The sequence below is a fragment of the Streptomyces sp. NPDC054887 genome (assembly GCF_053610585.1).
The window spans coordinates 19,020-43,187 of sequence record NZ_JBSGYQ010000065.1; the positions used below are offsets into that span (position 1 = coordinate 19,020).

Consider the following 24,168-nt stretch of genomic DNA (forward strand, 5'->3'; position numbering starts at 1 on the left):
GATTTCCTCGGCGTGACTTCCCCGACTTGGTGCCCGCACTGGGGCGCTTGGCTCTGTACGCGGGAACGGGGGTCGTTTGTCGATGAGCCCGGGAGGCGCTCTGACGGTGGCCAAGTCGATGTTCACGAGTTTAGGAGGCACTCGCCACTGACTCGATGGGTGCATGTACCGGTGTGCCCGGAGCCCAGTGGCCGAGCCTCGTGGCCCGCGTCGCCGGCATCGTCACCGGCTACAACCAGGTCGGCGGCTGGAGTTCAATCGTCGAACACGTTCAGGAACTTGGTGGAAGCCCACCGAAACTCCTCGTCATCGTCGCGCGACTCCAGCAAGTCGGCCTCCACGAGCGCCAAGAGGGTGGCGTGGAGAGCTCGCCCAGCCGGGTTGTCTTCCCAGAAGATCCTCTTGCTCTTCGAGAAGGGAACGTCAGCCGTGAGCACACCGAGGCTCAACCCCAGCTCGTATGCGGCCTGGTCCCAGTAGACCCAGTCCTCCAGCGCTTTCGAGAAGACCATTTCAGTCCTCACCCTTCTCCTTGTTACGGTTCCGTTCGAGTCCAGAGGTCGCGCGCCGGACCGTGAGTGACTCCCAGACTCATTGATCGTGGAACAGGGCCGCGCGGTGACTCCCGAAGCCGTCGACGAAGGTCACCCGTTCTGGCGGACAAAGGCAGGGCGCTCTGGCGTCAACGGATCGAATTGGCACAGTGACTGAGCGCGGCTTGCAGGATGCGCTGCCTTCTGGCGCCATGCTGGAGATCGGAGCCGCGTCAGGCGCCCCTTACTCGGCCTCACTGCCGGTAGCCCTCCAAGAAGCGACCGATGCGGCTGATCGCGGCGTCCAGGTCCTGCGCGCGCGGCAGGGTGAGGATGCGGAAGTGGTCGGGGCGGGGCCAGTTGAAGCCGGTGCCCTGGACGACCTGGATCTTCTCCCGCAACAGCAGGTCAAGGACGAACTTCTCGTCGTCGTGGATCGGATGGACCTTGGGGTCCAGGCGCGCGAAGGCGTACAGGGCGCCCTTGGGCTTGACGCAGGAGACGCCGGGGATGGCGTTGAGCTTCTCCCAGGCCATGTCGCGCTGCTCGTGGAGCCTGCCCCCGGGCAGGACGAGGTCCTTGATGCTCTGGCGACCGCTGAGTGCGGCCTGGATGGCGTGCTGGGCCGGCACATTGGCGCACAGCCGCATGGAGGCGAGGGTGAGCAGGCCTTCGAGGTAGTTCTTGGCGTGCTGCTTGGGGCCGGAGACCACGAGCCAGCCGCTGCGGAACCCGGCGACGCGGTAGGCCTTGGACAGACCGCTGAAGGTCAGGCACAGGACATCGGGGGCGAGGGCCGCGGCGGTGTGGTGGACGGCGTCGTCGTAGAGGATCTTGTCGTAGACCTCATCGGCGAAAACCATGAGGCCGTGGCGGCGGGCGAGGTCCAGGATGCCTTCGAGGAGCTCGCGCGGGTAGACCGCGCCGGTGGGGTTGTTGGGGTTGATGAGGACGACTGCCTTGGTGCGGTCGGTGATCTTCGCGGCCATGTCGTCGAGGTCGGGGAACCAGTCGGCGGACTCGTCGCAGATGTAGTGCACGGCCTTGCCGCCGGCGAGAGTCGTGACGGCCGTCCACAGCGGGAAGTCCGGGGCCGGAATCAGGACTTCGTCGCCGTCGTCGAGCAGCGCCTGGACCGACATCTGGATGAGCTCGGACACGCCGTTGCCGAGGAAGACGTCGTCCACGCCGACATCCGGCAGACCGCGCTCCTGGTAGTGCGCAGCCACCGCCCTGCGGGCGGACAGGATGCCCCGGGAATCGCCGTAGCCATGCGCCTGGGGGAGGTTGCGGATGATGTCCTGCAAGATCTCCTCGGGGGCCTCGAAGCCGAAGAGCGCCGGGTTGCCGGTGTTGAGGCGCAGGACGCTGTGGCCAGCCTCCTCGAGCGCGTTCGCGTGCTCGATGACGGGTCCGCGGATCTCGTAAAGGACGTTGGTCAGTTTGCCCGACTGCTTGAACTCCATGCTTGGTTTTACCAAGTAGGAGCTTGGAAAGTCCAACCTTTTCGCTAAGCTGCTCTCATGCCGCGCCGAAGCTATGACCAGTACTGCCCCATCGCCCGCGCCCTGGACCTGGTGGGCGAACGCTGGGCCCTTCTGCTCGTTCGCGAACTGCTCGCCGGCCCTCGCCGCTACACCGACCTCCACGCCGACCTCCCCGGCGTCAGCACGGACGTCCTGGCCTCCCGCCTCAAAGACATGGAACGCGAAGGCCTGGTCACCCGCCGCAGAATTCCGCCCCCTGGCGCCGCACACGTCTACGAACTCACCGACCGCGGACGTGAACTGCGCCCCGTGCTCACCGCCCTCGCGACATGGGGCACACCCGCCCTCGGCGAGCCGCGCCCCACCGACGCGGTACGGGCCCACTGGTCCGCAGTACCCAACACCCCACCCCCTTCAGACCCAGCGGAGGTCGTGGGCAGCTGATCCTCCGGCAGCTGCCTGTGACTGAGTGCTGCAAATGGCGGGCTTCGCCAACTGCAGCGCATTGTCGAGAGCCAACCCTTGGCTCGGTGGACACGACCGCGACATGCACCGATCCGCGCCAAGTGCACCGGGCTTGCGTTGGTAGCCACCGGTCCCTCGGCTCGCATGGAAGCAGCGGACCGGCGAGCTACTTACTGACTTGAGCTCGTCGGGGTGAATCTTCGCGAAGTCCCTGATTGGTGTGGGTGGGTGGCTGTATCCGTGGTGTGTGAGATATGCGGATGGGGGCGGGCTGACGCCTGCGGGGCGTCGGCGTCGGGAGTCGGTAAGGATGCAGGCGGTTGAACTCTTCGAGCAGAGAGTCAAGCCGTCGGAGGTTGCGCGACGGCTGCGGGTGAGCGTGAAGTCGGCTTATCAGTGGCACCAGTTGTGGCGGGACGGTGGCGTCGAGGCTCTGGTTTCCCGCGGTCCGAGCGGGTCGCGGTGCCGCCTGTCCCCGCGGTCTTTGGAGAAGCTGGCCGTGTATCTGGAGCAGGGGCCGGCCGCGCATGGGTGGGTGGAGGATCAGGTGTGGACCGCATCGAGGGTGGCCACGCTGATCGGCCGCAAGTTCCACGTCTCCTACAGCGTCTCGGGCGCCACCCGGTTGATGCACCGGCTCGGCTTCAGCCCGCAGGTCCCCGCCCGGCGGGTCGCTGAGCGTGATGGGCAGGCCGTGAGCGTGTGGAAGGAGGCGACCTGGGCGGAGGTAAAAGGACCCGGGCGGCCTGCGGGGGCTACATCTGCTTCGAGGACGAAGCCGGCTTCACCCGCAGACCGCCAAGGGGACGGACCTGGGGCCGACGAGGACGCACCCCCGTCGTGACCGTCAGCGGGCGACGCTCGGGACGGCTGTCGGTGGCCGGGCTGATCGCAATGCGACCGGGGTCTCGGACCCGGCTCTGTCACCGTCTGCGGACTCATCCCGCGGGCAAAGGCAAGCGTCGCAGTATGGGCGAGCGGGACTTCATCGCGCTGATCGACGGAGTCCACCAGCTCGTGCGGGCACCGATCGTCTGATCTGGGACCGCTTGAACACCCACGTCTCGCGAAGGATGCGGGACCTCGTCGCAGAGCGGGAATGGCTGACCGTGTTCCTGCTACCCGCCTACTCACCCGACCTGAACCCCGTCGAGTGGGTATGGGCCCACATCAAACGCAGCCTGACCAACCTCGCCGTCATGGCCCTCGACCAGCTCGAAGCCCTCGTCCGCAACCGGCTCAAACGCCTCCAGTACCGGCCTCACACTCTCGACGGCTTCATAGCCGGCACCGGCCTGACCCTCGACACACCAGCCTCACCCTGACAAGCCGAACTCAGTAACGCTATTGGCCGCGCCCCAAGACCTGTCAGACCCCGGACACGCCATGCCGACTCTTAGCTGGTCGGAGCCGTCGCCCGAGCCCGGGGACAGCCGCGTTCTTCGCTTCTGCCTTCCGCCACCTTCTGCTTCAACCGCGGATCATCCGCCAGCTGGACAGGGAGTTTAGTGGTCCTGTCGAGCTGCGCCTCCATGATCTGCTCGATGGTGACCTCAGCGTCCTTGTGAGGATCATTGTCCGGGCTGCGCAAGACAGCGCACCGCAGGTCCGCCAGGTCCAGATCCGCATTGTGCAGTTGCGCTCCAGTCAGATTGGCGCCGCTCAGGTTCGCCGAGGCCAAGTTGGCTCCAGATAGCTCCGCGCCCTGTAGGAGTGAGCCCTCCAAATGGGCGTCGTCCAACTGGGCGCTGCCAAGCTTCGCCTTGCGCAGATCGGCTCTGTCCATGTCGGCGAGGGTGAAGGTGACGCCATTCAGATTCGCGTTGCTGAGTTGCGCGTCATCCAGCTGCGCGTCTTGGAGATAGGCGCCGGTCAGATCGACCTGCCCTTTGCCGTCATGGCGGGGGTCGCGCGTGGCGATGACGGAGAGGGCCGCGGCCACATCATTGGTCGGGACAAGCGGGCCGTCAGTGCCCCGCCCGGGCTGGGGTGCCTGGAGCCGGACGTATGCGGAGAGCACGCTGATCACTGTCTTCTGGTCCCTGTGGGAGTCCTGCATCAAGCGTTCTAGCGCGTAGATGCCGCCCATGCGTACGGCGGTCGACTCCTCGTCGAGGTGGCCAACGGCTTTGTTGTATCGGTCGGTGATCTGCCCTTCACGAGTGATTGCCAGTTCGTTCTTTGCTTCGCTGATCGACGTCAAGGTGTAGCCGGCAGCGGCCAGAGCGCTCCCAGCTGCCAGGAGCGTCGCGATGCCCTCTAGCCGCCCCCACCAGGTCGAAGTTCCATCAGGGTTCGTGCTTGTCACCATTCGGCTGTTCCACCCGCAGGGCCACCAGATTCGCGCCTCGCTGTCTTTTGGCCTGCACCACCTATCTCCATACCGCCTGTTGGCTCAACAGCTGGCGCATCGGGCTCTTGGCTGGGGAGGGCGCGGCCTGTGGATCGGTGGTGCAGCAGTGGGCTGAGCTGGAACCGGCGTTCAGCGCCGGGTCTCGTCGAGCTGCTGAAGCTGACACGCTCGAGGAAGCGGAGCAGCTCCACCCGCGACGGTTCATCGGACACCAAGGGAGCGGCGCAGCGACGACGGCTTCCTGAGCGAGGTCCAGCGAAGTGTGGCTGATCAGGTCAGGAGACGATAAGGAATGGTCACTGCTCCGCCCTGTTCTCCGTCTTGTCGCGTCGCTGGCGCAGCTGGGTGTGAAGGTTTTCCTTGGCCTTACCGACGTGGTACTCGACGGTGCGCCGGTCCATCCCCATGTACCGGGCGATCTGTTCGATGGGGTACCCGACGAGGTAGTGCAGCGCGATGACAGTGAACTGCCGGGAGGGCAGTTCCAGGATCGCTTCGTAGAGGCCGGTTGTACTGGGTGCGACTTCCAGGCGGGTGCGAATCGCCTGCAGGCCGCTCGGGATGGCGTCTCCTTCTTCGAGTCGGCGCGCTACACAGCGGTTCAGGACTTCGAGTGCCTGCTGTGCAAGGTTGTCCTCCTGCAACAGCTCATGCCATGCGGCAAGGATTTCCAGGAACGCCTTGTGCACTACCTCCTCAGCCGCAGGCCGGCTGCGCAGGTGGAGTTCCGCGAAGTGGTGGAAGAATTCCTGATGCCCCAGGTAGAAGGCTTCGAATTCGATGGGGAGAGCGACTTCGCCTGGTCGGCCGCCGCGGTGCGCGGTGCGCAGTTCGATGACGTGGTGCACGGTGCGGGCTTGGCCGGGTGGGGTTCGCTCTCGCAGCCGCCGGCCAGCCGAGCCGCCCAGTGAGGACTTCTCCAGTAGTGCGTCGAAGTCATCGTGCCGGTGGCTGGCCATCCTGATCACCTTCTTCTCTGTCCCGCTTCATCTGCATTCGCAACCGGTAGAGCACTCCCTCGACTCCCCTGACCGACTTCGCGTTCACAAGCAGGCGGATCTCCTCCTGCGAGTAACCTTCGGAGGTGAGGGCGACGATTGCGCGCGCCCGGAGGTCTTTGATGGTCTTCAGGCGATCCAGCGCTTCCATGTTGCCCAGGACTTCGTCGGCCACGCTGATGCGGGGCGGAATCTCGTGGGTCTCCTTTTGGCGCTGCTCGACGAGGCGCTGCCTTCTATGGGCGACGCGATGCCGGCGGAACTCATTGGGAAAGTCGTAGGCGCAGGCGCCCATGAAGTAGGTGGCGATGCTCGCACCGCCCTCAAAGGTCCACCCGCTTTCGAGGAGGGCGCGCTGCCGGAAACGAGGCAGGGCACAGGCTACGGTCATGGTCGCGAGCTGTTCGCGCAGTTCGCTGTCCGATGCCAGGTCGTCCAGGTCGAACTCGGTCGGGTTGAGGCTGTAGCCGCGGTTGGCGACCAGCTGGAAGATGAACCCGGAGTACATCCAGCCACGCAGAACGGACATGCCGTAGCGGATCAGCTCATTGATGAACTGGTCGTACCGCCGCCCTTGGTAACCGTCCTGGGCCAGTAGGTCCAGGAGCTGCTTGTCGTTCATCCTGCGGTCGATGCTCCGCTGCAGTTGCTCGGCCTTGCGGCTGTGGCGGTCAGGCATCTGGCGCAGGTCGTCTGCAGACACGGGTGCGCCCAGGTCACGAATCGCGAGCCGACCTGAAGGTTGTAGGTCTCGGGCGCGATCGGCCGCAGACTGCCCGCCCGCGTCGTCGCCCTGCATCCCCGCTCCCTCCGCTTGGCCTGGTCGGCTTTGATGCGAACGTCGCCTTCTAAGTGCTCCAGGCGGAGCTACCCCACGGAACTTCTCAAGATTTTTTAGGGGTCCTCCAATCAGAGACAGTCCGTGGGGTGCAGGGCCGGTTGCGACGTAGGAGCGGGCGTCAGATTCACCAACTTGCGGGAGAAACAAGTGAGTTCCGAGATCACCACCACTACGCCGCCAGATCCGTCCGATCCCTCCCCTGCGCCTGGTCCACTCGTGACGCTGCACGCCGCCCTCATTCTCTTGGCGGCAGTCGTCATCGGTCTCGTCGTAGGGGGCCTGACATTCCTCGGCGGCATGCACGCTGCCAGTGCGACCGTCGCGGGATTGCTTGCCACGGGGGGCAGCATCCCGGTGCTGCGCACTCTCATTGGATGAGGTCGTTGATGGCCTCTGGCGGGCGATCATGCGAAGACGATCGGTGGTCTTCCGCGCGGCTTCGCTAAAGCTGATCGCTCGCCAGTGGTGAGCCGACCACACACCGGCTCCAAGGCAGCGCTTCCGCGTTCCCGTACGACTTGAGGGCATGGAGGGACCCGCCGGCCACGAGGTCTGGCCACACGCGTGGACAACCGGCGGGAACCTGCCCTTGGCGGGTTGAGGGGAGCGGAGGAGGGAACGCCGCTGCGGCGGGCGGCTGCCGGTCCTCGGTGCCTCAGGGCTGCGTGCCTGTGCGTCGCAGTCCTTGACGAGCGTGAGGTCCGATGGGCGGGTGCAGAAGTGCGGCTTGAGGCGCGGGCCCGATCCGTCGACCGCAGGATCGAGCTTGCCCCCGCGTCGATGATCGAAACGAATGTCCACATCGTGCCATCCCACATGCACGAGGGATAGGCGGCCACGCACCGGAAAATCGCGAACCTTAGCAATCAGGCGATCGTCGACCTGCGCAGCACCTACGCCGGCAACCCCGTCGTGGATGCCCCGGGAAGCCTCGGCCCGGGCAGCAAACACTCCATCGCACTGCCCATCACCACGACACCCGGCCAGGAACCCACCGGCTTCCTACGGCAGACGGTCATCGACTTCACCGACGCGGCCTAAAACGGGTGGAGAAAGGCCGGCGGGATCGGCCTTCGGCAAGCCGCGACCGACCCCTCGTTCGACCCCGCAGCGCACCGGCCACGAAGCCCGCAACCATGACCAGGGTGAAGGGGAGGTTGTCGTGAAGGCAGCGAAGCTGTCGTCGCGGCTGCAGAGGGCGAACGCGACCAGGTGGTCGGCAGGGAGACCAGCGGGGAGAGGCAAGTTCGGCACCCAGATGATCGACGACGTCACGCCGGAGATTCGGTAGAAGCGTGTGCTGCGCTGCTCCAGGTGTCCCATCGGCAGTCCCTTGGGCGGGACCAGTTCCGCATCGCGGACAAGACGTCGCCCGGGTGTGGTTCACGGAGTGAGCGCGGTGTGCATGTGGTCCACCGTGGGACCGGTCACCCGTTCCAGCTCGTCGCCCTGGCGGGCGTCCATGAACTGCTGGACCAGGGCGAGCGGGCCGTCGGGCTGGGCGGGCTCCGGTCAGCAGGTGACGACCTTGCCGTAGGAGCCGCGGCTCCAGTTCCACTCCCACTGGTGTCCCGGCTGGTAGGTCAGGCAGCGGGAGTCGGGGCCCCAGTCGATGACCACCTTCAGGTGCATCGCCTCGTTGCACGTATTGGTGACCTTCACGTACTTCTGGTGCTTGATGACGTCCCTCTTGACGCAGGACGGCGCGGTGCCCATGACCTGGACCTGCGACGAGTGCGCGGGGGCGGCTGTGAGGACTGGGGCGATGGCGGTGGCCGCAAGGAGCGCAGCGATGCTCAGTAGCGGTCGCGCAGTTCGGCGCATGACGTCTCCTGTTCGATGGGTGAGCTGGTTGAGAAGGCCCCGTATGGCCGTGAGTCGGCCAGGGGGCGGGGTGTGGGGTTATGGGGCGGGTTCGAAGTGGACTTCGGTGGTCGGGCACTGTTCGGCCAGGTCGAGCAGTTCGGCTTGTTCCTGCGGGTCGACGGCCAGGTTCCAGCGGAGCTTGGTTGCGGTCCATTCCGCGGCGTACTGGCAGTGGACTTCGCCGGTGGGCGGCATCCAGGTGGCGGGGTCCTGATCGGACTTGCTGCGGTTGGAGCGGGCGGTGACGCCGACCAGCGACGTCGGGGCGCCCAGGTCGTTGGCGTATGCCTCGCGGCGCTGCGCACTCCAGGCTGATGCGCCGGAGTCCCATGCTTCGGCGAGGGGCACCATGTGGTCGATGTCCAGGCCCGAGGGGCCAAAGACGGTGGTCGCGTCGTAGTACGACCACCAGGTTCCCCCGGTCAGCTTGCACCCGGGGCCGACCGTTGGGGGCTCGATGGCCTCCGCGATCAGAACCTCGTTGCGGGTGTTGCAGCCGTCCGTGGGGTTCTGGCCAGTGTTCCAGTGGCGGAACTTGTCGCGCGTGTAGCCCTGGCGGGATTCATCGGCGGTCTCGAGCTCGTGGACCGCCACGTTGAGCGGAAGCGTCTCGGCGGCGCGCGCCGGCGAGGACATGGTGACGGGCAGGACGGCGAGCGCGGCAGCCGTAGCGGCGCGCAGCAGGTTCTTGATCACAAATGTATGGATAGCGCTGTATGGGCCACCGGTTGCCCAAGACGCCGGGCTGCTCACTCGCCCGGGTGGTGCGGTTCACCGCAGAAACGATGCCGCAGCCCCGCCACTCACTGTCTTCGCAAGCGAGCCAACTGCCATCCGGCACAAGCCGGCTCGCCGCACAGGCAGGCCTGACGACACATACGGGTGGAATACGAGCGCCCTGCGAACCGCTGGAGGCCGGGCAGCGTCGGCCAGAAGTATGGAGAAAATCGACGAACAGCACGTCAGGCAGCCCGGCCTCGTCGTCCTGGACATCACCGCTGCCGACGAGGCAACCGTCCACGCTGTCATGGCCAGTCTCGGGGAATGGTGGGCCACCTCCGGCGTTGCCCCGGTACGCCGCGAGCCCGGCGTTCCCGGGGTGAAGGCCCGCATTTATGCGGACATCCGACGCCCGGGCACGATGATGTAACGGTGCCGCCCCCGCTTCGTCCCCCGGGGGCAGGTCCAGGTACGAAAGACCGACAACCAACCGCTGGCCCTCCGAGCGCGCTTGCCGGGTCTCACACATGGGTCTGTGCGGTCCTGGCGCGCGGCGTCGGCGGTCCGGCCCTTCCACGTGACGCACGGGTGCAGGGTCCTGTTCCTGCCCCAGTCGGGGCGGCCTGCCTTCCAGCAGCCGGGTGAACGTCACTCTGCGGTCGGCGCACACCGGTGCGGGGGCTCGCGTGCGCGACTGCGCTCAGCCAGGCGCTACTGCTCGACCCGGTACGCGGTCGCCGCCCTCCCGCAGTGCAGCGCTCACCCTCCCTCACTACCGGGTGAGAGGAGCGTGACCTCGTACCCCGCCCCAGACCGGTTCCGCCCGGGGCGATCGTGCGCCGGGCCCCGTCGGACGGCATGGCAGGAACATTTTCGGGGCGTAACCACGAGGGGGCGGCGCGCCGTTGGCGTGCCGCCCCGTGGTGCCCTTATGCCTGTGGTCAGGTGCGGGCGGTGTGGTCAGCCGCGGTGGTGGCCGCCGCGGCCCCAGGACTCGGTGTCCACGGTGTGGCCGCGGTCGTTGCGCAGGGTCGCGGTGTCGGAGCGGTTGTCCCACATGTAGTGGTGACGGTCCATGTAGAGGTCGGTGCGGGTGTCGCGGCCGACACCGGTGTGGATACGGACCGTCGCGCGGCCGGCGAGGCGTACGTGGTCGAAGCGGTAGCGGTTGCCGTCACGGTCGCGCAGGGTCCAGCCGTCCAGGTTGACCGCGCGGCGGTGGCTGTTGGTGATCTCGATCCACTCGCGGTTCAGCGACCGGTTCGAGCGGTTGTCGAAGCCGGGGCTGTCGGCCTGGACGGCGCTGATCTCGACGCCCGAGCGGCGCTGCTGCCGGTCCTCATCACGGTCGTGGGCCATGGCCGGCAGAGCGGCGGCGGAAACGATCGCGCCGGCCGCGAGAACGGAGGCGGCCAAACGACGGGCGGAAGAAGCAGACATGAGTGATGTCCCCTCAGATCATGTGCACCACCGGCCGAGACACGGCTGGTGGTGCGGTGCGGGTCCCGGCCCCCTGTCGGTGCCGAGGACCCAAACTCTGGCCCGCCGGCACCGGCCGTTGGGGTGCGCCTGACACCCAGTTACCGATTACGGACATTTCCGTAACACGCGCATGCATAGCGCATGAATGGACAGTTAGCCGTGAGCCTGACATTCACTGACAACTACACCCACCCGTTGAACTGTAAACAGAAAGCGCTTGCGTGCTCCGGCGCACGACCCCACACGCCACCCCCCACACCACCCCACCCGCAGGGCCAGATCTTTGTAACAGGCCTTCTGCACGTTTCTTCGCACACCCGCACGGACACCGCAGAAACGCACGACGAAAGAGGACGGGCGGCTCCTGCAGCGCCGGAGGAACAACCGCGGAAGCCCGCCCTGACCAGCGACTGCCCCCGAAACCGATGCCCATTCCCCCGGCCAGCAAGAAGCCGACCAACCCGCTCCGCGACGACGCACACGGGCCGTGTGCTGCACAAACAGGCCAGCCGATTCCCAGCGGCTCCCTAGGCCGGCCGCCCCTTCTCGGATCCTGCCCTCGCCACGGACACCGGCCATGGCGGGCCGTGCAACCGTCCGCCCAGGCCAGGCTCACCGGCGAGGTAGTGGGCGACCGGGCGGGGGGCAACGGGGCATCGCCGAGCCGCTGTTCGGCCTGTTCGAAGCGCCGTTGGGCAGTCCCCAGGCCTCGGTGACGCTCGGCGGTACTTGCCATGACGTAAGCATGACAGTAACCCCGCCCACACCGGCCGCTCCCCCCTACTACCCCACGTGCTCTTGCGGTCAGTCGCCCACGTGTGGCAGGAGGGAGACCATCTTGCTGCCGTTACGGGCGATCAGTACGTCCTCGTAGAGCAGGACCTGGGGCGTGTACCCGTTCTTGCCGACGTCGACGTGACCGCGCCAGAGCTGCTCGCCCGTGCGCACATCGAGGCCGGACAGATCGCCGGCCGTGCCGAGGAAGTACACGACGTTCTGGCTCGGCGACACCACGGGAGAGGCGATGCCGTTCCAGATCTCCTCCCCCTCGGGCATCTTGACGCCGACCGGGGCGGTCCACAGGGTCTTTCCGGTCTTGAGCGAGTAGGAGGAGGCCTTGCCCTCCAAGGACACGGAGATCAGACGATCACCGACGACTTTCCTGGTGGCCGTCGCCCCCTCGACCCGATAGGGCCGTGAGGTCTGCTTCCCCGAGCTGTCGACGAGGGTCAGCACCAGGTTCTTGCTTTCCCGGGCCCCCTGCGCGAGGGTCTTGCTTACCCGGGGCGGCACCGTGACCAGGGCCATCCGGTCCCCCGAGATCCCGATGATTTCCTGCCTGCCGGAGAGGGCCGTGACCTTCTCGGCCCGTCCGGTGGCGGGGTCGAGACGGAAGACGTCGGTGTCGCGCGGCTTCTTGGTCTCCGGCGAGCACAGGAGGTAGGGGACACCGTACAACACCGTCCGGTCGCACCAGATGCCCTTGCCCCAGGTGTGGCGCCACTTCACCTCACCGGTCCGCGGATCGACGGCCGACAGCGTCCGGTCCGTCGGGGTGTTGGCCAGTACCGCGCCGTCGATGAGCAGGACAGCCTGGTCGTCGCGGTTGTCGCTCGCCAGCTCCACCGTCCACAGCACCTTGCCGGTGTCGGTGTTCACCGCCATCAGGTCGGTGCCGCCCGCGTAGTTGCCGTTCGGCTGCTTGTCGGCGGTGTGGTTGCGGTAGCCGTAGAGCACGCCGTCGCGCACGGCGATCGGGTGGCCGGGCCCGCCGCCCCCGCCGTTGACCTTGACCGTCCACAACCGCTCGCCGGTGTCCGCGTCGAACTTCGCGGCGTCGTACTTGAACCCGGCGCAGTACAGCGCGGAACCGTCCACCAGGCAGCCCTGCTCAGCGGCGCCCGGGACGCTGATCCGCCACGGCTTCCAGCTCTCCGGCGACGCCGCCGGCCGCGCCGGCCGGTCCTGGTCGGTCATCCCGCCGCCCCCGAAGCCGAGCACCGCCCCCGCGGTGATCGCGGCCACGGCCGCCGTCGTCCCCGCCACCTGCGAGAAACGGCGTCGGGCGCGCCGCCGCACCACCTTCTCGACCAAATCGCCGGGCGCCCGTACCCGGCCCAGGTCGACAGCGTGCAGAGTCTCCCGGACCTTCTGCTCCACCTGTTCCGTCGTCATCCCTGGGCCCCCTTCGGCGTAAGACTGAGCTGCCGTTCCTGTTCTTCCGCGAGCCCCGCGGGGCCCAGTTCCGGTACGAGGACCCGGAGTTTGGCGAGCGACCTGTACGCCGTGCTGCGCACGGTCCCGACCGGACACCTCAGCAGCGCCGCGACTTCGGCCTCCGGCAGGTCCTCGAAGTAGCGCAGGACGACCACGGCCCGCTGGCGCTTCGTCAGTCGGCCGAGCGCCGCCCACAGCGAGATCCGCAGTTCGGACTCCGCCCCGGCGTCGGCGTGGGTGCCCGACTCGGGCAGTACGGGCACCGTCGTCTCCGCGCGGTGTCTTCGCAGCCGCCAGCGGTTGACCTGCTGGCGGTACATGACCTGGCGAACGTACGCCTCGGGCTGCTCGATGCTCGACCAGCGTCCATACACTTTCATCAACGCGATCTGCAGCAGATCCTCCGCTCCATGCCGGTCCCCTCCGGTGAGCAGCACCGCGAGCCGCAGCAGCGCGGTGGAGCGCATTGCTACGAACTCTTGGAACTCGTCGTGACTCGACGCCTTCATCAACCCTCCCTTTCTTGGCAACCCTCACGACGTGATGAGCAGCCCACGGCTATCCCTCATCGAGTGAGATCGCGCGTCCGCCCCGGGGTGTCCCCGGGGACACCCCGGGAGAGTGACACGCAACCGCTGATCTCGCACCCTGCGGTACGGCGCGTCCGGTACGTACGTGTCCCACTCGGCTCGGGTCAGGTCCTCGTTCCGGCGCGGGCGCAGACGTGGTCGATGGTGCGGACGGCGGAGGACGGTGCGGCGGTGGAGGGGGACGTGCGTGCCGTGGGCGAAGAGGGTGGTGTTGTCGGGGCTGCAGGCGAGGGAGGCGATGGGCTCGCCGGGGGGGGAAGGGAGCGGGTCGCCGAGGGGCTGTTGGGTGGTCGTGTCCCAGAGCTGGATGGTGCCGGCGTCGCCGTCTGCCAGGCGCCGAGGGGGTGCTGGCGGGACGCAGCCCACGGGGCCGGGATGGGTGTGATGAAGTTGAGCCAGGGCGTGCCACAGGCCGATCGTGAGGGTGGCCCCTTCTCGGCTGCGTCTGTCGGGGCTAGTTGCACAGCGACTTGGCCAGTGCACGAGTATCATCCGACATGGCCTATGTGATCACTGCCGCTCACCCTGACGATGCCGCGGTATTGGGGCCCTTGCATCTGCGGAACTGGCTGGAGAACTACCTCAACGCGGACGCGGGGGTCGATGAGGCCTGGATCCGTGAGCACCGCGGTTCGTCCGCCACTGCGGAAGGCATCACGCAGTGGCGAGAGTTCATCGAGGTGGCGAACCAGCACCCTGCCCCGCACTTCTGCCGTGTCGTCCGGTCCGAGACGGAGATCGTCGGCTATCTCTGTGGCCATCAGGACGACCCGGGATCGGTCACCCTCGGACCGATGTATCTGCTGGACCACGCCCAGGGGCACGGACTCGGTGGCTGCATGATGACCGAGTTCCTCACCTGGACAGGGGCTTCACGCATCCGTTTGGGGGTCGCCGACTACAACGAACGGGCCATCCGGTTCTACCAACGCCACGGCTTTGAGATGGCAGGCGAGCGTTACCTCTGGCGAGGAAGAATGCCAACCCTGCCTATGACCCGCGAGGCCCACGACTGCAGCTGAGCCCAGACATCGGGCCGTGCCCGATCACCGCACCGCCGTCATTTCTCGCCAACCCTCACGCCGCCGCGGACATCGGCGAACGACCTCCGGCCCGGCCGTCACTGGTACGCCCCAGCGGCCTCGATCCCCGCCGTACTGATCGGAGCGGGTGCGGTCATCGGCGTGTACCGGTCCTACAGCGTGATCGACGCGGTGGACACCGACCATCACTTCGCCAACGGTGACTGCTGCCCGCGGATCTACCGCGGCGCAGCACTGGGGACCGGCGGCCGGGAGCCCGATGGAACTCGCCGGGGGCGAAGGGCGAAGGGGAGATGAAAGCCCAATCCTTCGAAGCGTTCTTCAGGACGAGAGGAGCCCCGATGACCGTCGACCCAGGCGTCCGCACAGGGGTGGACAGTGATGCCTCGGTAGTTGCGCGGTCCCGGGATGAGCCCGAGGCGTTCGCCGTGCTCTTCGACCGGCACGCGGATGCGGTACACCGGCCCGTAGGCTCGGCGGCGAGCCGGCCGACGACCTCATGGCGGAGACCTTCACCATTGCTTTCCAGCAGCGGCACCGGTACGACCCCGCGCGGGCCACGGGCGACAGCGCCCGGCCCTGGCTGTTCGGCATAGCGACCAACCTGGTCGGCCGGCACCGGCGGGCCGAGGCCCGCCGGTTCAAGGCCCCTGGCCCGCGTCCCGGCTCCCGCCGACCACGAGGAGCCGCTGGCCGACCGGGCTGCAGCCCGGGTGGGGGCACAGGCCGTACGCCGCGAACTGGCGGCGGCACTGGCCAAACTGCCCGCGCGGCACCGGGACGTGCTGCTGCTGGTAGCGTGGGGTGGTCTCGGCTACGAGGAGGTGGCCACGCCCGGCACCGACTGCTCAACACGATCACACGCACGCAGCACCACCCCGACACCGGACCCAGCCGCCGCCGCACGCTACGCCTCGCGACAGCCGCGGTGATCGCCGTGGCGATCACGGGGACGGCGGTGCTGATCACCACCGAGGGCGAAGGCCCCGACCGCGCGCGCACGGCCGCCCCGCAGATGCGCAACACCGCCGCTGCGAAGGTGCTGAACGGGGCGGCTGCGTACGCGGGCCAGCAGGAGACGCCCGTAGCGCCGCGCGGCGACCAGTTCATCTACTCCAAGCGGATCATCAAGGAAACGGACTGCAAGACCGGCAAGGTCAAGACCTTCGTGGACGTGAACTGGGACTCGGTGGACGGCTCCAAGCGCTCCCTGACCATGGAACGCGGCAACGTGATCTGGGAAGAGCCGGACGGCAGCTCCGTGTGGCCTCCCCGGGAGTGGCACAAGCTCAAAAAACTCCCCACCGAACCGGAAAAGCTCGTTCCGGCCATCATCTCCGCCCACGGCACGACCGACCAATCGATCCACGACCTCTCCGGCGACGACTGGTGGCACGCCCAATTCCTGCTCGGCGAACTCCTGAAGCAGCCGGTACTGCCCCCGGGGATGCGTCCCTCCGCGTACGAGGCACTGGCCCTGGTGCCCGGAGCCAAGACGATCCCGGGCGTGAAGGACTCCGCCGGACGCACCGGAGTGGGCATCGCCTACACCGGAAAGGGAGCCCAAAAGGGCAGCTACCTCATCTTCGATGCGAAATCCTACGCATTCCTAGGGTTCCGCAGCGAGGGGTCTACCGCTTCCGGCAGGACGTACATCCAGCTGTCGCACACGGTGGAGTGGGCGATCGTCGACCACTTGAAGCAGCGCCCCAAGGCCCCCTACGGCCTCTGAGTTGAGATCACAGCGGGACCAAGCGCCATTAGCTGCCCCTGCTGGACCGGGCCTCCGCCAGACCAAGGGGGCGGCCAGGCCGCCGGCTGGTGGCTGGTGGCTGGTGGCTGGTGGCGCAGGATGAAGTCGACGAGGGTCCGTCCGCCCGATGCCGTCAGCGTGCGCCCGGTGCCCGGGCAGCTCAAGGCATGGAGATCCGGCACAGCCAGGGGGGTCGGCCGGGGCCCGCACGCTCAAAAGTAGCGCGGCCCCGGCATTTCGGAGTTCTGGTCAGCCGTGCGCGGTTGTGGCGGTTTCCTCTTTGGTGGTCGTGGTCGTACGCCCCCGGGGCGACGCGGAACCAAGGCACGCCGCCCTGGGCTGGGTAGGCTCAGGGCGGCGTCCCTCTTCCTTGGAAAGCACAGCCGACATGAGCGATACCGAGCACTACGCCGCCTCCTACTCTCCCCTCCCGCCCGTGGCCGGTACCACCGGTGGTGCAGGCCAGGGTGAGAAGGGCGGTGGTGCCGAAGCCCGCTTCTTACTGCGTGTGGCCTCGCCCGCCTTCCGGCTCGGCCCCCAAGGCCTCGAGCTGCAGCAGATCGAGCTCACTAACCGCCGCTTCACCCTCAGCCCCCTGACCAGCCAGAGGACCGCATTCCCTTCTATGCCGTCGGCCCCGTCCCCGACGACGACACCGAACGCCAGATCTGGGACTACACACCCTTCGCGCCCTCGCCCCCCTGGACCCACCTGGTCTGGCTGGTCCAGCAGCTCGCCACTCAGCTGGACCTTTTCTCCAGCCACGGCGCCCGCCTGATGGAGATCACCGCTCCCTCCCGCTCCTGGGCCGACGTCATCGTCGAACACGGCGGCACCCAGTGGCGGGCGCGAGTCCCACTGGAGGGACGTCACGAACCCATCGAATACCCAGCAACGACCCTTGCCGAGATGTTCGGTGACGGCCGGCACCTCCAGCTTGCCGAAGGAGAGCTGATCCCCGACGCCCTCTGACCAGAGATGAGCGGCCGGAGTGCCCAGCTCGCTGCGCGCCTACCTGGCCCGGTTCCAAGCCTTCTCACCCCGGATGAGCGCGCACGTCACCGTCGTCGCCTTCCACACGGAGACAAGGCAGCCGGACCTGGTCGGAGAACTTCGCGCGGATGGTGAAGACCTACCGCAAAGCCGGGTGTGGACTATGACTACTTCGCCGGGAACGCCGCGCGAAGCGCGGTCGGCGGCCAGGTCAGGAGCGGGCGGTCGGCTTATGAGGCGGCGGGACAGCCCGCAGGAGCTCCCACACCGGGCGTGAGCCGGACGCCCACACGGCAAGGGTGTGGCGGTCGACCACATGCAGGCGCTGCTGCTTGGCGAAGGCCACGGCAGGTGCGGTGACCCGGCCGTTGGTCACGATCACCGCGATGTCGGCGCCGTGGACCTGTCGGGCGGTGCCGTTGAGGACCTGAAGGTCCGGTGTGCCCACCGGGGAACCAGAGGAGCCGTTGCGCCGGTGTTTGCACTGGATCACCCAGCGGCGCCCGTAGGGGTCGGTGGCCTTCACATCAGCGCCCAGGTCCCCGCCGCCTCCGACGCGGACCGCGTTCGGGCAGCCGTCGCGGCGCATCAGGTCCCGCACCGCCTCCTCGAACCGCGAGTGGTGCAGGGCGTCCAGCTGGGACAGCTCGTAGCGCAGGCCCTGCGCGCGGACCGCTTCCCACCGCGCTTTCTGCTGCTGTTGATATAGCCAGCCGGCGCCGGCCGCCGCCGCGAGTGCGGCGAAGACGATGAAAATCCACCAATGGGCGAGCAGCCAGTTCACGACGGCCACCACCAGGGCGACGGCCAGGACCGCGGCCACAAGGCCCCCGATCAGACGGTCCTCCGCACGCTGGCGCCGCTTCTCTGGCCTGCGGGTCCGCCGCCGCGCCGGCGCACGCCTTGCCGTGGCCGGCCGCCTCTTGCGCGTCTTGCGCGTAGGGGAGCTCATCGGCTGGCCTGGGTGACGCCGGTCGCCAACTGCCCGAGGATGTCCAGGATTCCCTGGCCGACCGGGGTGGGAGCGAGCAGCACGCCCAGCGCCAGGATGATGAGGGCAGTGGTCCTCTCCTCGTTTCGGCTGCGGGCCTGCGTACGGCGGCGCAGCCGGAAGAAGGCGATGACCGCGAGCAGCACCGCCACATTGATCGTCAGCAACCGCCAGACCCCCCACCAGAGCATGACCGCCTTCAGGAGGGGCGGCGGACGCCCGCCCCAGTCCTCTTGTGTAGCCCGACCCTCACGCCGACGCGCCCTAGTTGCGTGTCATTGGCAGTAAAACGACCTGCTGGCCGGATCCCGCAGGTGAGCGGTGCCGCATCACCACGGCGCGGCGGCCCGGCCGACCCGTAACCCGTGGGGCAGCGCCCCCTGTCCCTGGCTGCGGCCCGCCGCCCGGATGCGGCGTGCTGCTGACCCTGCTGGGCGGCTGACACGCCCGTTCGGCCGGGTTCAGCGCGCTGTTGCCTGTTCGCCGTCGTACGGTCTGGCGGAAGGCCGTCTTTCAGACAGGACTGGCGGCTGCGGCCCTGCGCTCCATTCGCACGTTGCGCAGGGCCGCACACCGCAGCAGATGAGATCAGGCGGCCCTTCCGACGGCCGTGACCAGCTTGCGCACCCCTGCTACTTGGCTGTGCCGTGAGCGCAGGTCGCTGACGGTTTGCCGGATGGCCGGCCGGTCGCGGACCGCCAAGATCCCTGGCCCCTCACGGGATCTTCGCCTTCAGCCAGACCGAGCCGGTCCCCGACGTGTACGGGGCGCAGCCGATGCGCGGCAAATGGCTCGAGGGCGAGAGCGCGAGCTGACCGTGCTGCGCTGGCAGTACAGCCCCGAAGCCTGGGCAGATCTCCTCCAGCGGCACGGCTTCAGCAACATCGACGCCCGTATCCTGCCCCCCGCCGAGCTCAGAAGGCTTGGGCACGCTCCTCGTACGGGCACGGGGCCCGGAGTAACAGGCCAGACGCCGGCTCAAACCGTGCACGACCGCGGCACGGGGCACGGGGCACGGGCGCCAGCGAACCGATCAGGTGCAGCGGGGCGTTGCTGGACCGGGTCTGAGAAGCCGTTGTCTTTCCGAGAGTGGCGGGTGTTTTCCCGCTGGTGAGGCATAGGGCCGTGGCGCCGGCGGCAGAAACGAAGTGCCATGTCGTCTCTGCGGTGGAGGTGCCGGAATGCCGCCTGTCGTGGGGCTGTTGGAGGAGCGCGAGCGTGCCGCTCGGCAGCGGGTGGAAGCTCTGCAGGCCGAGCTGCGCGAGGCGGAGGCCGTGTGAGAGCGGTTCGTGATCGCCCGGGAGACGGTCGGACTGGTCCTAACTGAGGTGCGCGGAGGCAATGAGGTGCCGCCGGTCGTGGCAAGCGAGCGGCCGGCGCGGACCACCGCGGCTGTGCCGGGATCGGTCGTGCCGGTGTGGAGAGATGGCCTCGATGTCGGTGTGCTTGCGCCGGACTACCGCCGACTCGTGGATGTCCTGGCTGGCGGGACCGGGGGTGGGGAGACGATGGACTGTCGGCAGCTGGCAGTGGCGCTCGGGCTGGACGCGGTCCCCGCGAAGGTCGAGGGGGTCGGTCGAAGGCGAAGCGCCTGGTCGCGCGGGGCTGGCTGGCCGAGGAACGCCCGGGGGCGTTCACCATGGTCACCGGGCAGCTCGGTGACTCGTAGGCTACCGGGGCGGGGTTCCGGCCGGGACGCCCGGAACCCGGGAGAAGGGGCTCGGTGATGGCAACGCTTTCGGAGGTCAAGGCCCTGTTGGGTGAGCCCCGGTTCAACTGGTCGGATCCGGCGCCATGGATCGAGATGGAGCGGGAGTTCGGCATCGAATTCCCTGCCGACTTCCGCGAGATAGTGAACGCCTACGGCTCGATCGAGATCAACGGGCAGCTGTACCTAAAGCACCCCGCCGGTCACCTTTTGCACAGTCTAGGAGAAACCGTCAGGGGGAATCTTGAGATGTGGCGGGAAGAGGACATGGCGGAGTTCCTGCCCAGTCCGGCAGGAGCGGGTCCCGGGGAGTTGATGCCGGTGGCGTCGGCCACGACGGGAGAATGGGTTTTCCTTCGTGTTCCAGACGGACCCTCGTCGCCCTGGCGCATCCTGGTTCAGGAGCTTGACAGTCCGGCCTGGACTCTCCATGAGATGACGTTCAGTGAATGGCTGCTGGCATATCTCAGAGGTGAGGACGTGACGGTGTGTTCGCGTAACCTCGCGCCTGACCGTCCGTTCTACGAACCCCTGCCCTGAACCTGAACAGGGTGGAATCAGCGTGTTCGCCGGGCGAGTCGGCGGCTCATGACCATGCTCATCGACCACTGGATCATCGCTTCCGAGGTGTCGGTGCGGCCTTCGTAGTCGCGGGCGAGTCGGCGTGAGCGCATCAGCCACGCGAACGTTCGCTCGACCAGCCACCTCTTCGGCAGCACTGTGAAGCCCACCGTGTCGTCGCTGCGTTTGACCACGCTCAGCCCGATCCGCAGAACATCACGGGCAAAATCGATCAGGCGCCCGGTGTAGCCGCCGTCGGCCCACACCAGTGCGATGCGCCAGTGCCGTTCATGCAGCCGGGCAAGTAGTGTCTGCCCTGCGTCGCGGTCGGTGACCGAAGCCGCGGTCACCACCACGACCAGCAGCAGCCCGAGGGTGTCCACCACGATGTGCCTCTTGCGGCCGTTCACCTTCTTGCCGCCGTCGAACCCCCGCGTCGCCGCCGGCACCGATGCGGCCGCCTTCACCGACTGCGCGTCGATGATGCCCGCGGTCGGCTCCCGGTCCCGGCCGGCGACCTCGCGGACCCGGTCCCGCAACCGGTCGTGGAACTCGGCGACCAGGCCTTTGTTCCTCCAGCGCCGGAAGAACGCGTAGACGCGCTCCCAGGCGGGAAAGTCCGCGGGCATCGCCCGCCAAGTGATGCCACCCGCGACCAGGTAGCGCACCGCGTCCACCATCTGACGATGGCAGTAGGCCTCCGGCTGTCCGCCTCTGCCCTCCAACCACCCCGGGACCGGCATCGCGTCACGCACCACCGCCCACTGCGCGTCGCTCATGTCGGACGGATACCTCGGCCGCCTGTACGGCCGGTCTCCGGCGCTCCCGAACCGATGAGCGAGACAGTCACACGTACGAGCCGCGGACTTGGAGCCGGCCGGCGTGAGGGCGTACAACTGCGGCAACAGGGCCTCCAGGCGCTCATGGTCTTCGACAAACCCGAGCTGCACCAGAGGCCCTGCCTTCATGCACGGCACGCCGCAAGATCACCCGACGGAGCTGCCGCAATCGAACCCACGCTCACCGAGATCGCTACGACAACGGCTTCTGATCCCGGCGGCCATACCAGCGCATGAGACAGACGTCGCAGGCGGCGGTATTCGCCGGCCCCTCATCACCCAGTAACCCCCGCAGCCAAGCCTGGCAGGCACGCCGCACCACACTTATCCCAAGGAGAAGGGTAGGTTCTGCCCTGATTTCCAAGGCGAGGGGGCGCAGCGAGGCCCTTTGATCTAGGTACTGGTGGGAAGCGGGTGGGCAGCTTGGTGGCACCACTAGGCGGAGTCTCCAGTAGTCCTGCAGCATCTGGCTCGGCCAATCCGGCTGGGTGACGCTGCGCGGGGCAAGAGCTCCCCTAACAGCCCGAAAGGCTGGAACGGTTGAGCGGTGAGTTCGACGCGCTCCTGCTGGGCGATCACTCCATCCCCGGGACGATGAGTACGCCCACTGCGAGTCCGCGCACGCCCTGCGTCATCTGGTGATCGTGGCTGGATAAGCGGCTGTGCTGGCCCTGGCCAACCTAGCCGTCATGGCAATCGACCCACTTGGAGCCCCTGTCCCTGACGGCTCTAACGCTTCCAGTCCCGACCCCACACTCTCGACGGCTTCACAGCCGGCACCGGCCTGATCCTCGACACACCAGCCCCACCTGACAAGCCGAAGCCAGGGTGCACGCGCCGCACGCATGCGCGTACTCCATGGTGCCGTGTGCGACGCACCGTCGCACCACACCGGCTGGCAGCGCGAGGACGGCGCCCACGCGTCTGAGGCGTCTTCGGGTCACTGGGTGACCTCTTCAACAGGTTCCTTTGACCCCTTTCTGCTGTCCGCGCTTGGATCTTCACCAAGTGGCTCAGCGCTGCAACCGATAGTTTTGAGAGAGGCAACTCGATGCGGTCCAACAAGAGGCTCGTTCGAATGGCAGTCACCGGAATGGTGGCTGGGATGGCGTTCACCGTGCTGCCTGGTGCTATGTCCACGGCCAGCGCGGATCCAAGTTGTATAACCAGTGCTTCGGGGTCTGTCTCTGGCAGAGATACTTTGACGGTCACCGTTAGGAGCAACCCCTGCAGCCGTCAGGTCCGCGCGTGGGTGGAGTGCATCACGCACAACGGCATCAAGAGCCAGAAGACGAGCGGGTCCATATCCGGGACGGGGACAGTGCGCGTCAACTGCGGAACGGCGTACGTGAACCGCTCAGGTCACGAAGTGAATGTCCCCGGGCAGGGGTGGACACGCTACGTCTACTAGGGCCTGTGTGATGTCGTGATCACTCTTGGATTCTGCCCTGTTCGAGGGGCAGGATCCGGTAGGACTGTGGTCGTGACGCGCAGGCAACTCACCCATGCCCAGTGGACGTTCATCGAGCCGTATCTGCCGATCGGTAGGTACGGCCCGTATCCGGAGCGGTTGCGGGAGCAGTTCGAGGGTGTGATCTGGCGGTTCCGGTCCAGTACCCAGTGGCGGGAGATGCCTGCCGAGTTCGGCCCCTGGGCCACCGTCTACGGACGCCTTCGCGTCTGGCGGGACGCCGGTGTGTTCACCGCCCTGTTGGAAGGCCTGATCGCCGAGGGTGCCCGGGCGGGAAGAACGGACTTGTCGCTGGTCAGTGTGGACTCGACCACGGTTCATGCCCACCACGACGCCGCAGGGCTCCGCGTCAGCAAGCACCTCATGTCGGCCCTGGAAGAAGCCGCGCAGGAACAGGAAACAGCCCGGCAGAAGAGGGCGGCACGGAGGAACAGAACGGACAGGCCGAGCGCCGGCGCATCCGGCGCCGACGCAAGCTCTGCCTGCAGGAAGCCCTGCTCGGCCGGTCACGGGGCGGCCTCACCAGCAAGGTTCACCTTGCCGCGGACCGCAGATGCCGTCCCCTCGCGTTCGTTCTGACCTCCGGGCAGGCCGCGGACAGCCCGCAGTTCATCCCCGTGCTCGAGAAGGTGCGGGTCCGTCTGCCGGTCGGCCGTCCCCGCACCATGCCCGGCGCAGTCGCTGGCGACAAGGCCTACACATCTCGCGGCAACCGCTCCTACCTGCGCAAACGCAACATCAAAGCGGTCATCCCGGAGAATAAGGACCAGGCCGCCAACCGGAGGAAGAAGGGCTCACGAGGTGGTCGGCCCGTCGGCCACGACGCCGACCTCTACAAGGAACGGAACACGGTCGAGCGCCTGATCAACAAGCTGAAGGCCTGGCGAGGCATCGCGACCCGCTACGACAAGAGCCCTGACAGCTACCTCGCCGGCCTCCACCTCCGCGCCGCAATGATCTGGATCGACGACCTGATCAAAACCGCCGAATGATCACGACATCACACAGGCCCTAGAAGCGTGGGTCGGTAACGAGCAAGGAGCCTACTGATCGTGATCGATGGGATCGGTCGCGGTCGCCCCGCCGGCGCCTGTGAGGCTGTGGTTGTGGCTCTGCCTGTCGGGTGTGCGGCCTGGTGGGGCCGTGACTGCCCGGCTGGTCAGTTACTGAGGTTTTCAGGGTGGGGTCGGTGGGTTGAGGCCGGTGGCGGTGAGGCAGCCGTTGATCAGGTGGGGTCGGAGCTGGATTCTTCGTAAC

20 protein-coding genes and 5 pseudogenes are annotated in these 24,168 nt (G+C 67.4%); 11 read left to right on the plus strand and 14 right to left on the minus strand.

What is annotated here, in order from left to right; genetic code table 11:
- Positions 1–254 precede the first annotated feature (254 nt).
- Together ACWGH0_RS28390 and ACWGH0_RS28395 are read right to left on the minus strand one after the other, a co-directional pair.
- Positions 255–524 (minus strand): hypothetical protein, encoded by a 270-nt coding sequence (locus ACWGH0_RS28390; RefSeq protein WP_453407099.1) that lies wholly within the window; start codon positions 522–524, stop codon positions 255–257.
- A gap of 263 nt (positions 525–787) precedes the next feature.
- Positions 788–1,999 carry a pyridoxal phosphate-dependent aminotransferase gene (locus tag ACWGH0_RS28395; RefSeq protein ID WP_453407100.1) on the minus strand — a complete coding sequence of 404 codons (1,212 nt, stop codon included), beginning with the start codon at positions 1,997–1,999 and terminating at the stop codon, positions 788–790.
- Positions 2,000–2,056: 57 nt separating this feature from the next.
- Here ACWGH0_RS28395 and ACWGH0_RS28400 point away from each other — a divergent pair.
- Both ACWGH0_RS28400 and ACWGH0_RS28405 read left to right on the plus strand, forming a co-directional pair.
- Positions 2,057–2,419: pseudogene (locus ACWGH0_RS28400) on the plus strand (winged helix-turn-helix transcriptional regulator); the annotation flags it as partial.
- A gap of 313 nt (positions 2,420–2,732) precedes the next feature.
- A pseudogene (locus tag ACWGH0_RS28405) lies at positions 2,733–3,810 on the plus strand (IS630 family transposase).
- Between the two features lie 71 nt (positions 3,811–3,881).
- Here ACWGH0_RS28405 and ACWGH0_RS28410 read toward each other — a convergent pair.
- The 3 genes from ACWGH0_RS28410 to ACWGH0_RS28420 all read right to left on the minus strand — a co-directional run bounded on the left by ACWGH0_RS28410 (position 3,882) and on the right by ACWGH0_RS28420 (position 6,635).
- Positions 3,882–4,796 carry a pentapeptide repeat-containing protein gene (locus ACWGH0_RS28410; protein WP_453407101.1) on the minus strand — a complete coding sequence of 305 codons (915 nt, stop codon included), beginning with the start codon at positions 4,794–4,796 and terminating at the stop codon, positions 3,882–3,884.
- A 338-nt stretch (positions 4,797–5,134) separates the two neighbouring features.
- Entirely contained in the window at positions 5,135–5,797 is a 663-nt protein-coding gene (locus tag ACWGH0_RS28415; protein WP_453407102.1) for a sigma-70 family RNA polymerase sigma factor, read from the minus strand.
- A complete protein-coding gene (locus tag ACWGH0_RS28420; protein WP_453407103.1) occupies positions 5,775–6,635 on the minus strand; it encodes a hypothetical protein in 861 nt (286 codons plus the stop codon). The genes ACWGH0_RS28415 and ACWGH0_RS28420 overlap by 23 nt, the downstream gene beginning before the upstream one ends.
- A 189-nt stretch (positions 6,636–6,824) precedes the next feature.
- On the opposite strand from ACWGH0_RS28420, the gene ACWGH0_RS28425 reads away from it, so the two are divergent.
- The gene (locus ACWGH0_RS28425; RefSeq protein ID WP_453407104.1) at positions 6,825–7,055 is read left to right on the plus strand and encodes a hypothetical protein; all 231 of its coding nucleotides are present in this window, start codon (positions 6,825–6,827) and stop codon (positions 7,053–7,055) included.
- A 1,134-nt stretch (positions 7,056–8,189) separates the two neighbouring features.
- On the opposite strand, the gene ACWGH0_RS28430 is transcribed toward ACWGH0_RS28425, so the two are convergent.
- Positions 8,190–8,501, minus strand: coding sequence for a hypothetical protein (locus ACWGH0_RS28430; protein WP_453407105.1), 312 nt, complete (start codon positions 8,499–8,501; stop codon positions 8,190–8,192).
- A 78-nt stretch (positions 8,502–8,579) separates the two neighbouring features.
- On the minus strand, positions 8,580–9,239 hold the full coding sequence (locus tag ACWGH0_RS28435) for an HNH endonuclease family protein (protein WP_453407106.1): 660 nt from the start codon (positions 9,237–9,239) through the stop codon (positions 8,580–8,582).
- 241 nt (positions 9,240–9,480) lie between these two features.
- On the opposite strand from ACWGH0_RS28435, the gene ACWGH0_RS28440 reads away from it, so the two are divergent.
- Positions 9,481–9,693 carry a DUF6207 family protein gene (locus tag ACWGH0_RS28440; protein WP_453407107.1) on the plus strand — a complete coding sequence of 71 codons (213 nt, stop codon included), beginning with the start codon at positions 9,481–9,483 and terminating at the stop codon, positions 9,691–9,693.
- Between the two features lie 530 nt (positions 9,694–10,223).
- On the opposite strand, the gene ACWGH0_RS28445 is transcribed toward ACWGH0_RS28440, so the two are convergent.
- The 3 genes from ACWGH0_RS28445 to ACWGH0_RS28455 all read right to left on the minus strand — a co-directional run bounded on the left by ACWGH0_RS28445 (position 10,224) and on the right by ACWGH0_RS28455 (position 13,471).
- Positions 10,224–10,703 carry a lamin tail domain-containing protein gene (locus ACWGH0_RS28445; protein WP_453407108.1) on the minus strand — a complete coding sequence of 160 codons (480 nt, stop codon included), beginning with the start codon at positions 10,701–10,703 and terminating at the stop codon, positions 10,224–10,226.
- A gap of 846 nt (positions 10,704–11,549) precedes the next feature.
- Positions 11,550–12,920, minus strand: coding sequence for an outer membrane protein assembly factor BamB family protein (locus tag ACWGH0_RS28450; RefSeq protein WP_453407109.1), 1,371 nt, complete (start codon positions 12,918–12,920; stop codon positions 11,550–11,552).
- On the minus strand, positions 12,917–13,471 hold the full coding sequence (locus ACWGH0_RS28455) for a SigE family RNA polymerase sigma factor (RefSeq protein ID WP_453407110.1): 555 nt from the start codon (positions 13,469–13,471) through the stop codon (positions 12,917–12,919). Before ACWGH0_RS28455 ends, ACWGH0_RS28450 begins: the two co-directional genes overlap by 4 nt.
- 578 nt (positions 13,472–14,049) lie before the next feature.
- Between ACWGH0_RS28455 and ACWGH0_RS28460 the strand changes: the two genes are divergently transcribed.
- The 4 genes and pseudogenes from ACWGH0_RS28460 (at position 14,050) to ACWGH0_RS28475 (ending at position 17,320) form a co-directional block, all read left to right on the plus strand.
- A complete protein-coding gene (locus ACWGH0_RS28460) occupies positions 14,050–14,574 on the plus strand; it encodes a GNAT family N-acetyltransferase (RefSeq protein WP_453407111.1) in 525 nt (174 codons plus the stop codon).
- 362 nt (positions 14,575–14,936) lie between these two features.
- Positions 14,937–15,527: pseudogene (locus ACWGH0_RS28465) on the plus strand (RNA polymerase sigma factor).
- Entirely contained in the window at positions 15,452–16,327 is an 876-nt protein-coding gene (locus ACWGH0_RS28470; protein ID WP_453407120.1) for a CU044_5270 family protein, read from the plus strand. The pseudogene ACWGH0_RS28465 and the gene ACWGH0_RS28470 overlap by 76 nt, the downstream one beginning before the upstream one ends.
- A gap of 798 nt (positions 16,328–17,125) precedes the next feature.
- Positions 17,126–17,320: a hypothetical protein gene (locus tag ACWGH0_RS28475; protein ID WP_453407112.1), complete on the plus strand. Its 195-nt coding sequence runs from the start codon at positions 17,126–17,128 to the stop codon at positions 17,318–17,320.
- Positions 17,321–17,552: 232 nt separating this feature from the next.
- Here ACWGH0_RS28475 and ACWGH0_RS28480 read toward each other — a convergent pair whose 3' ends face one another.
- The 3 genes from ACWGH0_RS28480 to ACWGH0_RS28490 form a co-directional block, all read right to left on the minus strand.
- Positions 17,553–18,164: a restriction endonuclease gene (locus tag ACWGH0_RS28480; protein WP_453407113.1), complete on the minus strand. Its 612-nt coding sequence runs from the start codon at positions 18,162–18,164 to the stop codon at positions 17,553–17,555.
- 125 nt (positions 18,165–18,289) lie between these two features.
- Positions 18,290–18,523: a hypothetical protein gene (locus tag ACWGH0_RS28485; RefSeq protein WP_453407114.1), complete on the minus strand. Its 234-nt coding sequence runs from the start codon at positions 18,521–18,523 to the stop codon at positions 18,290–18,292.
- A gap of 524 nt (positions 18,524–19,047) precedes the next feature.
- Positions 19,048–19,263 carry a hypothetical protein gene (locus ACWGH0_RS28490; protein WP_453407115.1) on the minus strand — a complete coding sequence of 72 codons (216 nt, stop codon included), beginning with the start codon at positions 19,261–19,263 and terminating at the stop codon, positions 19,048–19,050.
- A gap of 358 nt (positions 19,264–19,621) precedes the next feature.
- On the opposite strand from ACWGH0_RS28490, the pseudogene ACWGH0_RS28495 reads away from it, so the two are divergent.
- Positions 19,622–20,001 (plus strand): annotated as a pseudogene (locus ACWGH0_RS28495) (hypothetical protein).
- A gap of 57 nt (positions 20,002–20,058) precedes the next feature.
- Entirely contained in the window at positions 20,059–20,580 is a 522-nt protein-coding gene (locus ACWGH0_RS28500; protein WP_453407116.1) for an SMI1/KNR4 family protein, read from the plus strand.
- A gap of 17 nt (positions 20,581–20,597) precedes the next feature.
- On the opposite strand, the gene ACWGH0_RS28505 is transcribed toward ACWGH0_RS28500, so the two are convergent.
- Positions 20,598–21,380 (minus strand): IS5 family transposase, encoded by a 783-nt coding sequence (locus ACWGH0_RS28505; protein ID WP_453407117.1) that lies wholly within the window; start codon positions 21,378–21,380, stop codon positions 20,598–20,600.
- A gap of 1,543 nt (positions 21,381–22,923) precedes the next feature.
- Between ACWGH0_RS28505 and ACWGH0_RS28510 the strand changes: the two are divergent.
- A pseudogene (locus tag ACWGH0_RS28510) lies at positions 22,924–23,903 on the plus strand (IS5 family transposase).
- Positions 23,904–24,168: the final 265 nt, after the last annotated feature.

What these genes read in the sequence shown, in the direction of transcription:
- ACWGH0_RS28395 (WP_453407100.1), bottom strand. Translation starts at nt 1,999, where the DNA reads ATGGAGTTCAAGCAGTCGGGCAAACTGACCAACGTCCTTTACGAGATC.
- ACWGH0_RS28410 (WP_453407101.1), bottom strand. Translation starts at nt 4,796, where the DNA reads ATGGTGACAAGCACGAACCCTGATGGAACTTCGACCTGGTGGGGGCGG.
- ACWGH0_RS28415 (WP_453407102.1), bottom strand. Translation starts at nt 5,797, where the DNA reads ATGGCCAGCCACCGGCACGATGACTTCGACGCACTACTGGAGAAGTCC.
- ACWGH0_RS28420 (WP_453407103.1), bottom strand. Translation starts at nt 6,635, where the DNA reads ATGCAGGGCGACGACGCGGGCGGGCAGTCTGCGGCCGATCGCGCCCGA.
- ACWGH0_RS28430 (WP_453407105.1), bottom strand. Translation starts at nt 8,501, where the DNA reads ATGCGCCGAACTGCGCGACCGCTACTGAGCATCGCTGCGCTCCTTGCG.
- ACWGH0_RS28440 (WP_453407107.1), top strand. Translation starts at nt 9,481, where the DNA reads ATGGAGAAAATCGACGAACAGCACGTCAGGCAGCCCGGCCTCGTCGTC.
- ACWGH0_RS28445 (WP_453407108.1), bottom strand. Translation starts at nt 10,703, where the DNA reads ATGTCTGCTTCTTCCGCCCGTCGTTTGGCCGCCTCCGTTCTCGCGGCC.
- ACWGH0_RS28450 (WP_453407109.1), bottom strand. Translation starts at nt 12,920, where the DNA reads ATGACGACGGAACAGGTGGAGCAGAAGGTCCGGGAGACTCTGCACGCT.
- ACWGH0_RS28455 (WP_453407110.1), bottom strand. Translation starts at nt 13,471, where the DNA reads ATGAAGGCGTCGAGTCACGACGAGTTCCAAGAGTTCGTAGCAATGCGC.
- ACWGH0_RS28460 (WP_453407111.1), top strand. Translation starts at nt 14,050, where the DNA reads ATGGCCTATGTGATCACTGCCGCTCACCCTGACGATGCCGCGGTATTG.
- ACWGH0_RS28475 (WP_453407112.1), top strand. Translation starts at nt 17,126, where the DNA reads ATGGAGATCACCGCTCCCTCCCGCTCCTGGGCCGACGTCATCGTCGAA.
- ACWGH0_RS28485 (WP_453407114.1), bottom strand. Translation starts at nt 18,523, where the DNA reads ATGCTCTGGTGGGGGGTCTGGCGGTTGCTGACGATCAATGTGGCGGTG.
- ACWGH0_RS28500 (WP_453407116.1), top strand. Translation starts at nt 20,059, where the DNA reads ATGGCAACGCTTTCGGAGGTCAAGGCCCTGTTGGGTGAGCCCCGGTTC.
- ACWGH0_RS28505 (WP_453407117.1), bottom strand. Translation starts at nt 21,380, where the DNA reads ATGAGCGACGCGCAGTGGGCGGTGGTGCGTGACGCGATGCCGGTCCCG.